Origin of the sequence: Empedobacter sp. GD03861, from assembly GCF_029840885.1 — a bacterium.
GTDB lineage: Bacteria > Bacteroidota > Bacteroidia > Flavobacteriales > Weeksellaceae > Empedobacter > Empedobacter falsenii_B.
Genome location: NZ_JAOCDJ010000048.1, coordinates 1 through 14326 on the forward strand (window position 1 = coordinate 1; position 14326 = coordinate 14326).

The window sequence follows — 14326 nt, forward strand, 5'->3', positions numbered from 1 at the left end:
AAAAAAATAGTAAAAACCTATAAAAAATAATAAAATGAAAAAATTAGCAATTAACAACCAAGAAATTGGAATCTATATCAAAAATAACGAAGTAGATAAAATTTACTCAAAAGGAAATTATTGGATTTTCTTTAATAAAAACATCGAAAAATTAAACATCAACGAAATAATTGATGAAAAATACCACACAATGTTTTTAGAAAATGAAACATTGAAATCGATGGTAGATTTTATCGAAGTATTACATAACGAAGTGTTGATTATTTACAAAAACAATCAATCGTACGATTCATTTTACAATAAAAACGTGATGATTTGGAAGAATTCAACTCAATTAAAAGCGATAAAATTTGATTTGAATTCTACTGAAGAAATTAAAAATTTAACAAAAAGAGAAATTGATATTTTGAGAAAAGCGGGTGCAATTCGTATCATTTCTGTTGTACCATATTTCGAAGGAATTTTGTTCAAAGACAATGAATTTGATTCGGTTTTAAAAGCTGGTGAATACCAATTTTACAACAACGAAACAAAAATTTCGATGGTTTCTTTTGATATGCGTCCGCAAACAATTGAAATTTCGGGACAAGAAATTTTGACAAAAGATAAAGCGCAATTGCGAATCAATTTTATGGTAAATTATCAAATTACTGATTTGTTGAACGCTTATCAATCGAACAAAGATTTCGAAAAAATGATTTATCAAGCGATTCAATTAGGTTTGAGAGAATTTATTGGAAACATGAATTTTGATGATTTGATGTCGGATAAAAATTCGGTAACGAATTATATCATTCAAAAATATCAAGCTCAATTCCAAGAAATTGGTCTAAAATTGATTGACGCAGGTATGAAAGACATTATTCTTCCAGGAGAAATAAGAGAAATTATGAACCGCGTTTTGATTGCCGAAAAAACGGCTCAAGCCAATTCGATTACGCGTCGTGAGGAAACTGCTTCGACAAGAAGTTTGTTGAACACAGCAAAATTGATGGAAGAAAACGAAACGTTATGGAAATTGAAAGAAATGGAATACATCGAAAAAATTGCTGATAAAGTGGGAGAAATCTCAATTTCTGGCGGATCGAATGTGTTAAATGAACTAAAAACAATGTTTACAAAATGAAACCAATCATACAAAATAAATTAAAAGAAATAGAAGATAAATATAACGTCAAAATTCTTTTTGCTATAGAATCTGGGAGCCGCGCTTGGGGCTTCCCTTCTACTGACAGCGATTACGATGTTCGATTTATTTACAAACGAAAAATTGAAGATTATCTAAAAATTGACCCAATTGATGATTTTATTGATTTAGAAATTATAGATGAACTGGATTTTAAAGGTTGGGATATTCAAAAAGTTTTGCGCTTAATGTTGAAATCAAATTCGAGTATTAACGAATATTTACAATCTCCGATTCATTATATTTCTGATGAAATTTTCGAAAAAGAATTGTTCAATTTAGCTGCTTCACAATTCAATTCTCAAAAAGTTACCATGCATTATTTGGGAATTACAACAAAGCGATTGATTGAAATGGAACATCAAAACGAAATTAAACTCAAAAGTTTGTTTTATACTTTACGTTCGGTTCTTTCAGCGAAATGGATTGTAGAAAATAAAACAATTCCTCCGATGGAATTTGAAAAATTAAAACATTTAATCGGAGATAAAACAATCGAAAACCGAGTGGATAAATATCTTGAAATCAAAGCAAATGTTGATGAAAGTTTTAGAATTTCGAAAAATGATGAACTTTTCGATTGGTTAATTAATTTGAAAAATGAATTAAAAATCGAAACCGAAAAATTACCAAAAATTGAATTTGATAAAAACAAAATCAATGTATTTTTCATTAAAACCGTAACAAAATGAAACTAACAATAGAAGATCTAAAAAGTCAAAATTTAATTCTATTTGAATGTATAAGCGGAAGCAAAGCCTATAATTTGGCAACTAAAAATTCGGACACTGATATTCGTGGCATTTTTTATTTACCTAAAAATGAATTTTATGGTTTCGAATATCAAACGCAAGTGAGCAACGAAACCAATGATATTGTATATTATGAAATTGGTCGATTCATTGAATTATTATTGAAAAATAATCCGAGTTGTTTAGAAATCCTAGCAACTCCAGAAGAATTTGTTCTGTATAAATCGCCTTTGTTAGATGAATTAAATTATAAAGAGTTTATCACATCAGAAGTTGAGAAAACATTTGTTGGATACGCCTTGAGTCAAATCAAAAAAGCAAAAGGATTGAACAAGAAATTTCTAAATCCAATAGATGAAATCAGAAAAACCGTTCTTGATTTTTGTTATATTATTGATGATAACAAAACCATTTCTTTTGTTGATTGGATGAATTCAAATTCTTACAAACAAGCGTTTTGCGGACTAAGTAAAATCAATCATTCGAAAGATTTATTTGCGCTTTATTACAGTGAAAAATTTAATTATAAAGGAATCGTAAAAGATAAAAATAATGATGATATTCGTTTGAGTGAAATTCCTAAAAATGAAAAACCAATTGCCTATTTCATTTTCCAAAAAGATGAATATTCCACTTATTGCAAGCAATACAAAGAATATTGGGATTGGATGAAATTGCGAAATGAAGATCGTTACACAACAAACATTGCGCATGAAAAAAATTACGATAGTAAAAATATGATGCACACGATTCGTTTGTTAAAAGTTGCGAAAGAATTAGTGGAAACAGGAAACCTAAATGTAAAACGAACAGAAGATCGTGACGAATTATTAGCGATAAAAAACGGAGATTTTTCTTATGAAGAAGTAATCGAAAAAGCTGAAAATTTACAACGAGAAATTGAAGAAAAATCTAAACTAAATTTTCTTCCAACCGAAATAAACTCTTCGAAAATGGAAGAATTTTTAATCAACCTTAGAACCAAATTATATGAAAACAACTGAACAACAAAATAAACCGATCAATGGAAACGATTTGATTGCCTTGGGTTATCCTGAAAACGAAATTTTAGGAATTGCCTTAAAAATCAACAAAAAAAGAAATGGTTACACAAAAGCCGAAATGCTTGATAAATATGCGCAAGTTTTTTCTTCGCCACAAGATTTTTTAGAAGATAAAATTTTCAAAACGCTTGCAAAAGGCTTTATCGATGGAATTCATTTACCAAATCAAGATGAAAACTTGATTGAATTGAATGAAAATCCAACCGATTTCAAAATTTATGGTGCGGAAAAAATTGAGGACGGCGCTTTAGAACAAATGAAAGTCGCCATGAAACTTCCTGTTACCGTTGCTGGCGCAATTATGCCTGATGCGCATCAAGGTTATGGATTACCAATTGGCGGAGTTTTAGCAACCAAAAATGCGATTATTCCTTATGGTGTCGGCGTTGATATTGGATGTAGAATGGCTTTATCGATTTATGATTTACCTGCTTCTCATTATTTTGAACATCACGATTCGTTAAAAGAAACTTTGATGAAAAATACAAAGTTTGGTGCTGGACATGGTTTTCATGGTCAATACAAAGCAGAACATCAGATTTTGGATGATGCAAAATTTGAGACGAATTCATTTATTCAGAATCTAAAAGATAAGGCATGGTCGCAATTGGGTTCTTCTGGTGGCGGAAATCATTTTGTAGAATTTGGTTTGATTGATTTCAAAGAAGATGATGAAAAACTGAACATTAAAAAAGGTTCTTATTTAGCGTTATTAACGCATTCTGGATCGAGAGGTTTCGGTGCTACAATCGCTGGACATTATACTAAAATAGCTAAAGAAATATGTAAACTACCATACAAAGCACAAAATTTAGCTTATTTGGATTTGGATTCTGCAGAAGGTCAAGAATACTGGATTGCCATGAATTTAGCAGGTGAATATGCTTCGGCTTGTCACGAAATTATTCATCAAAAAATTGCAAAATCTATCGGTGCAGAAGTTATAGCGAAAGTAGAAAATCATCATAATTTTGCTTGGAAAGAAATTTACAATGGCGAAGAAGTAATTGTTCATCGAAAAGGTGCAACACCAGCTTCTAAAGATGTGATGGGAATTATTCCAGGTTCAATGACTGCGCCAGGATTTTTGGTTCGCGGAAAAGGTGAAGAAAATTCTATTCATTCGGCTTCTCATGGTGCTGGTCGAAAGATGAGCCGAACACAAGCAATTAAATCATTATCACAAAACAAGATAAACGATTATTTGAATGATTTTGGAATTACACTAATTGGAGGCGGAAAAGATGAAGCGCCGATGGCGTATAAAGATATTCACGAAGTAATGGCTGCACAACAAGATCTGGTTGATGTTGTGGCTACTTTTACACCTAAAATGGTCAGAATGGCAGATGACGGATCGAGAGAAGATTAAAAAAATGCCTGAACAAATGTTCAGGCATTTTATATTTTATTGATTAAATCCAATCTTTTGGATGTTTCAAAACATCGACTAATTTATATTCTTCCGAACCTTCTTCTGGTTGGTGATTATAGTGCCATTGTACATGTTTTGGCAAACTCATCAAAATAGATTCTATTCGTCCATTTGTTTTCAAACCAAATAAAGTTCCTCTATCATGAATTAGATTAAATTCCACATAACGACCTCTTCTAATTTCTTGCCATTCCTTTTGTTCATCAGAAAATTCATCATTTTTGTGCTTTTCAACAATCGGAATATACGCTTTTAAAAATGAGTTTGCTACTTCTGTTACAAAATCATACCATTGTTCAACTGTTTTTTCTGGAGTTGGTTTCAAATAATCAAAGAACAAACCTCCTATTCCACGAGCTTCTCCACGATGAGTATTCCAAAAATATTTATCACATTCTTCTTTATACTTCGGGTAAAAAGCCGCATCATGCGCGTCACAACTTTTTTTACAGATCATATGCCAATGCATCACATCTTCTTCATCCAAATAATATGGTGTCAAATCTTGTCCACCTCCAAACCATTGATCAACGATATTTCCATCTTTATCATACATTTCGAAATATCTCCAATTCGCATGAGTCGTCGGAATATGTGGACTTGTTGGATGAATAACCAAACTCAATCCACAAGCAAAAAATTTACCTGACGAAACATTTAACGCTTTTTGCATTGTTTCTGGTAATTCTCCATAAACTTTTGAAATATTAACGCCAGCTTTCTCAAAAACAGCTCCGTCAGTTAAAACACATGAAAGACCTCCGCCGCCTTCTTCGCGTTCCCAACTATCTCTTAAAAATTTAGCTTTACCATCAACTTGTTCAAGTTTAGTAATAATTTTATTTTGTAAGTCTTGTATATATTGAAAAAATTGATCTTTCATCATAAATATTTTTGCAAATATAGAATGATTGATAACGATTAGAAAGAAGATTAATAATTAACTTCTCACAAATGCATATTGAAATGGAACTTTTATAGTGGTTTCTATAAATTGTCCTTCATTATTTTTTGCTGGAATAATTTTATATTTACCTCCTTTAATTCTCTCATTTAACCTAAATAAAGACTTTTCTACAATATCTTTCGTGTCCTCACTTCCTTCAAAATCAGAAATAGAAATTATACCATTTTCATCAAAAATAAAATTGAATTTAGCTTTAAGAAGGTAATTCGTAATTAAGTTTCTCGACCTTAATTCCATGCTTATCATTTTATAAAAATCTTTTCTAAAATTTTGTTTAAAGCATTTATTTAATTCTTCATTTCCCTTCTGTTCAACTTTTTTACAACTCAGATATATCAAAGGAGTTTTTATAGGTTCTTGCGAAAACAACATTATGCTAATACAAACAAAAAATACAAATAAATATTTCTTCATATCGTTAAAATTAATTCATATTATTTAAAACTATTATTATTAATAGCTATTCATAATCTAATTTCAATAAATTATATTTATTAATATAAAAATTTAAAAAATTCAGATATAAAATCATATTTCACTTACAACAACAGTTTTAACCAATTAAAATCATTTAAACGATTTAATTTTAAATCAAACCAATAGCAACCCAAAAAAGTTATTAACAATATTATTCACAAAAGAAATCTTTCTATACCTTTGCTGAAGAAATTTTATAAAACAAAATATAAATGTCACAAAACGGAATTCCATCGGTTAATTTAGCAGACTTTTTATCTGATGATCCTGCAAGAAAACAAAAATTTGTCAACGAAATTGGTAAAGCATACGAAGAAATAGGATTCGTTGCTTTGAAAGGACATTTTTTATCTGACGAATTAGTTGAAAATTTATATAAAAGCGTTCGCGAATTTTACGCTTTACCTACAGAAACAAAACAAAGTTATGTAGTTGAAGGAATTGGTGGTCAACGCGGTTATACAGCTTTCGGTAACGAACATGCAAAAGGTAGAACTGTTGGTGACTTGAAAGAATTTTGGCATTTTGGACAGTATTTATCTGAAGAAGATAAAGCGAAATACAACTATCCAGAAAATGTTGATGTAAATGAAGTTCCAGGTTTTAACACTTATGGTGAAGAAACATACAAACAATTAGAAAAAACAGGAGTTTACGTTTTACGTGCTTTGGCTTTATTCTTAGGTTTAGACGAGTTTTACTTTGATGATAAAGTAAAAAACGGAAACTCTATTTTGAGAGCAATTCACTATCCTCCTATCACAGAAGAGCCTAAAGATGCAGTTCGTGCTGGTGCCCACGGTGATATTAACCTGATTACATTGTTAATGGGAGCGCAAGGTCGTGGATTACAAGTGCAACGTCACGATGGAACTTGGGTTGATGCTATTGCTGCTGACGACGAATTGGTGATTAATGTTGGTGATATGTTATCTCGTCACACAAACAACAGATTAAAATCAACAATTCACCAAGTGGTTAATCCAGAGAAAGAATTATGGGGAACATCTCGTTTTTCTATTCCATTCTTTATGCATCCAGTTTCTGAAATGGATTTATCTGTTTTAGAAGATTGTGTAACAGAAGAAAATCCAAAACAATTTGAAGATATTACAGCTGGAGATTTCTTGACTCAGCGTTTAAGAGAAATTGGTTTAATTAAATAAGCCATATTTAATCTATTATTTCATAAAAAAGAGAGTTGATTTTGTCAACTCTCTTTTCATTTACATGCCTCTTACATACATGTTGTAGTTAAAAATATCCAAACACAACAAAGTGTATTTATAATCATTTTTATTGATATTCACTTCCAAAACTGGATCCGAATTATAAAATCTAATCTTTAGATTATCATTCTTATCCAATAATAAATAAATGGACGAAATCGTTGGACGAATATCATTCATCCAGTTTTTTAAAGATTCTTTTGAATCTTTAATCAACTCAAATTTTTGAAAATATTCGTGAAAAAAATTCTCTAAACGTTGCACTTGTGTCAAACGATCCAATTCACGATATAAATCGATAAAAACGCATAATTTTTCGCGCTTTGGACAAACACATGGATATGGATGTTCTCCATTATAAAGCCATCTTTGCCACTTTTTACAAGACGTTTGTTCTATTGCTTTCTCAAATTCATCTTCGTATTTTAAAAGCCACCAATTCATACGGCAAATCCGTAAATTGCCTTTTGATAATTGCAAAAGCTCGTCTATGTAAGCGCTAACGTTTAACATCAATTAAAAATTTGAGTCTTGCTAATTTACAATTTTTCTGATTGAATTTTAATGTTTTAAGAATAATTTTTCAAATTTTAGAATCTTAAATTGTTCATCAAATAAAACGTTATAAAAGAACATTTTTTCCTTCATCATTTTATTTTTCATTTGCACATTTCGAACTGGAATTAAGACGTTAAATTGAAATTCTCTATCCTTCTCAAAATGATTAACAGCCGCATAATAAATCAAATTGTACCACGAATCGATTGGTGCATAAATCCCATAAAAGTCAGGATATAACGCATCTGCTTCATCTTTGTAAACATTGGTAATCGAATAATTATCAATCTCAAATTTCGAAACGCATTTATAGGTTGTTAATTTAGAACAAATTGAAGTGTCTTGTAGATATTTCGCCGAATCTAATTTCAGCCCAAATTCGTCCATTTTATAATCTTCAAACTTATTAATCGTAGGATCTACCACAATTTTTTTGTTCGGAAATTCTAAACTTTGTTTTTGGATATCTTGTAAAATAGTATCGTAAATTTTTGTTCGAATTTGATTTGGGTTAACATTTTGCGCATCAACAAATAACACAATATGTAAGGAAAAAACCAATAAAAAAAGTCTCATTTTGGCGTTTTGGTTTAAAATTTGTTTAAATTTATGAAGTCTTTACGATTCAAAAATCAAATTTAGTTGAAAAGATTTCAAATCTTATCATTTCATCATATTTTCGTAAACAAATAGTTAAAAAGGTGTTAAAGTACGCTTTCATACAATTACACTTTAACTATTATTGTTTGTTTTTAACAAATTAATACAAAGTTTAATATCCGACAACAAACGTTTATTATAAATATTCTCTATAACTATTATAAATAAAATCTTTTACAATTTTTCCAAACAAGACATAAAAGTTAGACATTTGTAGTGTCAAATAATTTATTCATAGATAGTAAGACAAAGAGTAACAACGAGTTTAACGAAATTGATTTATGAAGTTTGGAATTACTCGCACTCTTTTTACTTTTTAGAGTTTTTTATAGTAGTTTAGGTTGGTTAGTAATCCGTTCACTTTGAACGGATTATTTTTTTATAGCTTATCAATAAAAGCTTTCAACAAATTATATACTTTTTCAGAGGAACTCAAATCCAAACTTTCAGCTGTATCATTGGGATCATGATAAAAACCTTTTCCTCCTAATGTGTAAATAAAAAACGACGGAACACCTTTCAAATAAAACGGACAATGATCGGAATTACACGATTCTCCTCGAATTTTAACTTCTTTTAGGTATTTATTTGTTTGATTGAATTCAACTAATTTTTCAAATTGATTTTTAAAAACTTTACCATTCACAACTTGAATTCCTTGATCGCCCGCTCCCATAATATCTAAATTGACTAAAAATTTGATTTGATTCAATGGAAAAAGAGGATGATTAACATAATAATCTGCGCCTAAAATCCCCGCTTCTTCACCTGCAAAAGCCATAAAAACTGTTCTATAATTAGGCTGATGTTTTGAATAATACTTCATCAGCGCCATCATCATTGCAGTTCCGCTCGCATTATCACTCGCTCCAGGAAAAATAGTTTGTCCAACTTTCCCTAAATGATCATAATGAGCAGAAATCACAATTACGCTATCATTGTTCTTTCCGTCAATGTAACCAATTATATTATTTGCTTCGAATGAATTATTTAACTCTGAATCAATAGAATAATCGTTTATTTTTAAATTTTTAGAATAAAATTTATCCGAAATAATAAATTCTGAAATAGAAGATTGTCGTTGACTAAGACTTGAAGTCAATTTATCTGATGTAAATCTAAAAATCGCTCGATTTTTATTTTCATTTTTCTCATAAATATTCGCCCATTGTTTGTAATATTTCTGAATAGAATCTACAGAAGTCACTAAAGGCGGCAAAATAATATGTTTTCCTTTTTGCGATTCATCATCTTTCACAATAAAATCCCTCGTTTTATCTTTCGACTGAAAAGATTCCACATAGGCTTTTGTGTCAAAAATATAAAAAGGTGAATTGGTTTTCGAAATTGATTTAGAACTTGGTTTTACAATAAAATCAATTCCATATTTTAATTCTTTTCCATTAATTTTCAGTTTTGCATCTTTGATAATATTAATCGGAAAAGTAAATGTTTGATTATAACGATTAGAAAAAGACTTCAATCCATTTTTTTGAAATTCGTTTTGTAAATAAATTCCAGCATTTGTCATTCCATTTTCTACATAACCTCTGCCAGCAAACGAATTTGACGTAAGCGAATCTAAAATTGATTTAAAATATTTTTGATCAAAGGTTTGCGCATTTCCGATTGTAATTACAAAACACGAAATCAAACCAAATAATATCATTTTTATCTTCAGCATTTTAATCATTTTATTCTTCAAAAAATATTCTATTCTAAGATAATTATCATTTTAACAAAAAAAATCAATTATCTGTATTAAGTCAATAACAAATTTAAAAAATCTTTAAAAAGTAAATCAAATTAATACTACTATAAATTTTATATCTTGCATTATTAAGTTATCATAATAAAAACAACAAATCACAAATTAAATGAAAGAAGTCGTAATAGTTTCAGCTGTTCGTACAGCAATGGGATCTTTTTTGGGAAGTTTATCTAACGTTCCAGCTACAGATTTAGGCGCAACAGCTATTAAAGGAGCTTTAGATAAAATCAACTTAGATGGATCTTTGGTTGATGAAGTATATATGGGAAATGTATTGCAAGCTGGTGAAGGACAAGCACCTGCTAAGCAAGCAATGATAAAAGCAGGTTTACCAAATACAATTCCTGCAACAACGGTAAACAAAGTTTGTGCCTCTGGTATGAAAGCTGTAATGTTTGCTACACAAGCAATTCGTTTAGGTGACGCAGATGTTGTAGTTGCTGGAGGAATGGAAAACATGTCGATGGTTCCTTTCTATTCACCAAATGCAAGAACTGGAAATAAATACGGAAATACTGTTTTGTTAGATGGAATTGTGAACGATGGTTTACAAGATTACTACAGCAAAGAAATGATGGGACTTTTCGGAGATACTTGTGCAACTGAGTTCAATATTTCTCGTGAAGAGCAAGATGAGTTTGCAATTAATTCTTACAAAAAATCTGCTGCTGCTTGGGCTGCTGGAAAATTTGACAACGAAGTTGTTCCTGTAGAAATTCCTCAACGCAAAGGAGAACCAGTTATTTTTAAAGAAGACGAAGAATATAAAAATGTAAACTTTGATAAAGTTCCAGGTTTGCGCGCTGTTTTCTCTAAAGACGGAACTGTAACTGCTGCAAATGCTTCTACAATTAATGATGGAGCTTCTGCTTTAGTATTAATGTCTTTAGATAAAGCAAACGAATTAGGATTAAAACCTCTTGCAAAAGTTATTGCTTATGCTGATGCTTCTCAAGAACCTTCAAAATTTACAACTGCACCAGCTAAAGCGGTTGAAAAATTATTGAAAAAAGCAAATATGACAGCTGCTGATGTTGATTTCTGGGAATTTAACGAAGCGTTTTCAGTTGTTGGAATTGCAAATACTAAATTATTAAACCTTGATGCTTCTAAAGTCAATGTAAATGGTGGTGCGGTTTCTATTGGTCATCCACTTGGAAATTCTGGATCAAGAATTTTGGTTACATTATTAAATGTTTTAGAGCAAAACGGAGGAAAAATTGGTGGTGCAGCTATCTGTAATGGTGGCGGTGGAGCATCTGCAATGATTATCGAAAAAATCTAATTTTAGATCAAATACACGATGAAAGCGTCTAATCTGTAGACGCTTTTTTATCTTTTGAAATTAAAATACTTGTAAAAAATCTGAAAAACATTCGACATTTATTATAATTGGCTTAAAAACCTTTTCTATATTTGTTGGATTGAACAAACACTTTTGTATGGAATATTTAGAATTTGAACAACCTATCAAAGATTTAGAAGAACAGTTACAAAGCTGTCAAATCGTCGGCGAAGGAAGCGGTGTTAACATCAAACAGGCTTGCGTTGAAATTGAAATTGCAATTGAAAATAAAAAGAAGGAAATCTATGGTAATTTAACGCCATGGCAACGTGTACAATTGTCTCGTCATCCTTCTCGCCCTTATACTTTAGACTACGCTTACGCGATCACAGATAACACGTTTATCGAAATTCACGGAGATAGAACTTTTGCTGATGATAAAGCAATGGTTGGTGGTATGGGAAAAATCAATGGTCAAACTTTTATGATTATTGGTCAACAAAAAGGAAAAAATACCAAAGAAAGACAATATCGTCGTTTCGGAATGTCTAATCCAGATGGTTACCGCAAAGCTTTACGTTTGATGAAGTTAGCAGAAAAGTTTAATATTCCTGTCTTGACTTTAGTCGACACTCCTGGTGCATATCCTGGTTTAGAAGCTGAAGAAAGAGGTCAAGGTGAAGCTATCGCTAAAAACATCTACGAAATGTTGAAACTTACAGTTCCTATCATTACAATTGTAATTGGTGAAGGAGCTTCAGGTGGAGCATTAGGAATTGGAGTTGGGAACAAAGTTTTCATGTTAGAAAACACTTGGTATTCTGTAATTTCACCAGAAAACTGTTCTACAATTTTATGGAGAAGTTGGGATTACAAAGAGCAAGCTGCTTCGCAAATGAAATTAACTGGTCCTGATATGTTAGAATTAGGATTAATTGAAGACATCATTCAAGAACCGCTTGGTGGAGCACACTACAAACCAGAAGTTGCGTACACAAACTTGAAAAATAAAGTTTTAGACACTTACAACGAATTGAAAAAACTTTCTCCAAAAGAATTACAACAACAACGTCAAGAACGTTACATCAAATTCGGAGAATTTTCAGGATAAAATATTGTTTTACAATAATACTTATTGTAGAATATACAATTTTAAAACGAGATATAAAATTAGTTATATCTCGTTTTTTTATTTAATTTTGAAACTCTTATGGAACAAGCAAATTATAATCCCGAAATACCAGCTAACAAGCACAATGTCATTGGTTTAGAGAAAGGTAAACTTCCTCCACAAGCTGTTGATTTAGAGCAAGCTGTACTTGGTGCGATGATGATTGATAAAAAAGGGTTGGATGAAGTCATTGACATTCTTACACCGCAAGTTTTTTATCGTCCAGAGCATCAAGCGATTTATGCTGTCATTCAAAAATTATTTAACGATTCAGAACCAATTGATTTATTAACGGTTTCGAATGAGTTGAAAAGTGAGGGCAAATTAGATCGTGTTGGAGGTGATTATTATTTGATTCAATTAACGCAAAAAGTTTCTTCTTCTGCGCACGTGGAATATTATGCTCGTGTAATTCAAGAAAAATACATTCTTCGTCGTTTAATTGAAATTTCGAATCAAGTCATTGAAAAATCATACGATGATACTGCCGATGTATTTGATTTACTGGATTATTCTGAATCGAAATTATTCGAAATTACAGAAGGTGGAATCAAGCGTAGTTATTCGGAAGCAAGAGATTTAGTTACAGAAGCGATTGACAAAATTAAAGCCCAATCTACCAAAGAAGGAATGTCTGGTTTATCTTCTGGATTTACAGAAATTGATAAAATTACTTCGGGTTGGCAAGAATCGGATTTGATTATTTTAGCCGCTCGTCCTGGTATGGGTAAAACTGCTTTTATCCTTTCGATGGCGAAAAATATGACGGTTGACAAAAATATTCCGGTTGCTGTTTTTTCATTAGAGATGTCTTCTGTTCAGTTGATTACGCGTATGATTTCAGGTGAAACTGGAATTTCGGGTGAAAAATTGCGTAAAGCAAAATTAGCCGATCACGAATGGAAACAATTATACACAAAAGTAAAAGGTCTTGAAAATGCACCGCTTTATATTGACGATACGCCCGCCCTTTCGATTTTCGATTTAAGAGCAAAAGCACGTCGTTTGGTTTCTCAACATGGTGTAAAAATGATTTTGATTGACTACTTGCAGTTGATGACTGCTGGTGGTAAAGCAAATGGAAACCGTGAGCAAGAGATTTCGATGATTTCGCGTTCCTTAAAAGCAATTGCAAAAGAGTTAAGTATTCCTGTTATTGCACTTTCGCAGTTATCTCGTTCGGTAGAAACTCGTGGTGGGAGTAAACGCCCTTTACTGTCGGATTTACGTGAATCTGGAGCTATTGAGCAAGATGCCGATATCGTTTCTTTTATTTATCGTCCTGAATATTATAAATTGGAATATTGGGATGACGAAAGTGAACCTTGTGCTGGACAAGCCGAGTTTATCATTGCGAAACACCGTAATGGTGCGTTAGAAAATGTGCGTTTACGATTCATTAATGAACAAGCTAAATTTACCGATTTGGAAACTTCATTTGGTGGAGATTTCGAAATTCAAAGTTCGATGAATGATGGTTCTCAAGAAATGGGAAGTGCCATGAATTTATCTGCTATTGATCCCTCTGATGCTTTTGGAGATTTCGGTGGAGAATTCAGAAGTTCGATGAACAACGACGACGATAATTTGCCGTTTTAGAAAATAATTTTCATTAATATAATATTATGTCAAGCTGAATTCATTTCAGCTTCTCATCATTATGTTTTTTTTATAATCAATAATTTAAAAGATACCTCGACAAGCTCGGTATGACAAATCGTTTTTGTTTTAAATTTATTTTATTAATTATATATGTGATTCTGAAACGAAT

At 31.2% G+C, this 14326-nt stretch carries 13 protein-coding genes; 8 read left to right on the forward strand and 5 right to left on the reverse strand.

Features of this window, described 5'->3' with window-relative positions; translation table 11 throughout:
• Positions 1-34: 34 nt before the first annotated feature.
• Genes N5D03_RS13575 through N5D03_RS13590 form a run of 4 tightly spaced genes read left to right on the forward strand, consistent with a single transcriptional unit; the run spans position 35 to position 4374 of the window.
• Positions 35-1126, forward strand: coding sequence for a slipin family protein (locus N5D03_RS13575; protein WP_280051965.1), 1092 nt, complete (start codon positions 35-37; stop codon positions 1124-1126).
• Complete coding sequence (locus tag N5D03_RS13580; RefSeq protein WP_280051966.1) at positions 1123-1878, forward strand: nucleotidyltransferase domain-containing protein; 756 nt, start codon at positions 1123-1125, stop codon at positions 1876-1878. Before N5D03_RS13575 ends, N5D03_RS13580 begins: the two co-directional genes overlap by 4 nt.
• A complete protein-coding gene (locus N5D03_RS13585) occupies positions 1875-2942 on the forward strand; it encodes a nucleotidyltransferase domain-containing protein (protein WP_280051967.1) in 1068 nt (355 codons plus the stop codon). The genes N5D03_RS13580 and N5D03_RS13585 overlap by 4 nt, the downstream gene beginning before the upstream one ends.
• Positions 2929-4374 (forward strand): RtcB family protein, encoded by a 1446-nt coding sequence (locus N5D03_RS13590; protein ID WP_280051968.1) that lies wholly within the window; start codon positions 2929-2931, stop codon positions 4372-4374. Before N5D03_RS13585 ends, N5D03_RS13590 begins: the two co-directional genes overlap by 14 nt.
• A 43-nt stretch (positions 4375-4417) precedes the next feature.
• Here N5D03_RS13590 and hemF read toward each other — a convergent pair whose 3' ends face one another.
• Complete coding sequence (hemF, locus tag N5D03_RS13595; protein WP_280051970.1) at positions 4418-5320, reverse strand: oxygen-dependent coproporphyrinogen oxidase; 903 nt, start codon at positions 5318-5320, stop codon at positions 4418-4420.
• A gap of 57 nt (positions 5321-5377) precedes the next feature.
• Positions 5378-5818: a hypothetical protein gene (locus N5D03_RS13600; RefSeq protein ID WP_280051971.1), complete on the reverse strand. Its 441-nt coding sequence runs from the start codon at positions 5816-5818 to the stop codon at positions 5378-5380.
• Between the two features lie 275 nt (positions 5819-6093).
• Here N5D03_RS13600 and N5D03_RS13605 point away from each other — a divergent pair, with 275 nt between their 5' ends.
• Positions 6094-7047: a 2-oxoglutarate and iron-dependent oxygenase domain-containing protein gene (locus N5D03_RS13605; RefSeq protein WP_125349043.1), complete on the forward strand. Its 954-nt coding sequence runs from the start codon at positions 6094-6096 to the stop codon at positions 7045-7047.
• Between the two features lie 60 nt (positions 7048-7107).
• Here the strand turns inward: N5D03_RS13605 and N5D03_RS13610 are convergent, their stop codons facing one another.
• From N5D03_RS13610 to N5D03_RS13620, 3 genes are all read right to left on the reverse strand, one after another.
• A complete protein-coding gene (locus N5D03_RS13610; RefSeq protein ID WP_115001277.1) occupies positions 7108-7554 on the reverse strand; it encodes a hypothetical protein in 447 nt (148 codons plus the stop codon).
• Positions 7555-7671: 117 nt separating this feature from the next.
• Positions 7672-8244, reverse strand: coding sequence for a hypothetical protein (locus N5D03_RS13615; RefSeq protein ID WP_280051972.1), 573 nt, complete (start codon positions 8242-8244; stop codon positions 7672-7674).
• 463 nt (positions 8245-8707) lie between these two features.
• The gene (locus N5D03_RS13620) at positions 8708-10012 is read right to left on the reverse strand and encodes a M28 family peptidase (protein ID WP_185144098.1); all 1305 of its coding nucleotides are present in this window, start codon (positions 10010-10012) and stop codon (positions 8708-8710) included.
• Between the two features lie 193 nt (positions 10013-10205).
• Here N5D03_RS13620 and N5D03_RS13625 point away from each other — a divergent pair, with 193 nt between their 5' ends.
• From N5D03_RS13625 to dnaB, 3 genes are all read left to right on the forward strand, one after another.
• Positions 10206-11384 carry a thiolase family protein gene (locus N5D03_RS13625; protein WP_115001279.1) on the forward strand — a complete coding sequence of 393 codons (1179 nt, stop codon included), beginning with the start codon at positions 10206-10208 and terminating at the stop codon, positions 11382-11384.
• Between the two features lie 157 nt (positions 11385-11541).
• A complete protein-coding gene (locus N5D03_RS13630) occupies positions 11542-12495 on the forward strand; it encodes an acetyl-CoA carboxylase carboxyltransferase subunit alpha (protein ID WP_038334644.1) in 954 nt (317 codons plus the stop codon).
• Between the two features lie 99 nt (positions 12496-12594).
• Positions 12595-14154: a replicative DNA helicase gene (gene dnaB, locus N5D03_RS13635; protein ID WP_280051973.1), complete on the forward strand. Its 1560-nt coding sequence runs from the start codon at positions 12595-12597 to the stop codon at positions 14152-14154.
• The last annotated feature ends 172 nt before the right edge of the window (positions 14155-14326 follow it).

What these genes read in the sequence shown, in the direction of transcription:
- dnaB (WP_280051973.1), top strand. Translation starts at nt 12,595, where the DNA reads ATGGAACAAGCAAATTATAATCCCGAAATACCAGCTAACAAGCACAAT.
- N5D03_RS13615 (WP_280051972.1), bottom strand. Translation starts at nt 8,244, where the DNA reads ATGAGACTTTTTTTATTGGTTTTTTCCTTACATATTGTGTTATTTGTT.
- N5D03_RS13610 (WP_115001277.1), bottom strand. Translation starts at nt 7,554, where the DNA reads ATGAATTGGTGGCTTTTAAAATACGAAGATGAATTTGAGAAAGCAATA.
- N5D03_RS13600 (WP_280051971.1), bottom strand. Translation starts at nt 5,818, where the DNA reads ATGAAGAAATATTTATTTGTATTTTTTGTTTGTATTAGCATAATGTTG.
- hemF (WP_280051970.1), bottom strand. Translation starts at nt 5,320, where the DNA reads ATGAAAGATCAATTTTTTCAATATATACAAGACTTACAAAATAAAATT.
- N5D03_RS13625 (WP_115001279.1), top strand. Translation starts at nt 10,206, where the DNA reads ATGAAAGAAGTCGTAATAGTTTCAGCTGTTCGTACAGCAATGGGATCT.
- N5D03_RS13580 (WP_280051966.1), top strand. Translation starts at nt 1,123, where the DNA reads ATGAAACCAATCATACAAAATAAATTAAAAGAAATAGAAGATAAATAT.
- N5D03_RS13630 (WP_038334644.1), top strand. Translation starts at nt 11,542, where the DNA reads ATGGAATATTTAGAATTTGAACAACCTATCAAAGATTTAGAAGAACAG.
- N5D03_RS13575 (WP_280051965.1), top strand. Translation starts at nt 35, where the DNA reads ATGAAAAAATTAGCAATTAACAACCAAGAAATTGGAATCTATATCAAA.
- N5D03_RS13590 (WP_280051968.1), top strand. Translation starts at nt 2,929, where the DNA reads ATGAAAACAACTGAACAACAAAATAAACCGATCAATGGAAACGATTTG.
- N5D03_RS13585 (WP_280051967.1), top strand. Translation starts at nt 1,875, where the DNA reads ATGAAACTAACAATAGAAGATCTAAAAAGTCAAAATTTAATTCTATTT.
- N5D03_RS13605 (WP_125349043.1), top strand. Translation starts at nt 6,094, where the DNA reads ATGTCACAAAACGGAATTCCATCGGTTAATTTAGCAGACTTTTTATCT.
- N5D03_RS13620 (WP_185144098.1), bottom strand. Translation starts at nt 10,012, where the DNA reads ATGCTGAAGATAAAAATGATATTATTTGGTTTGATTTCGTGTTTTGTA.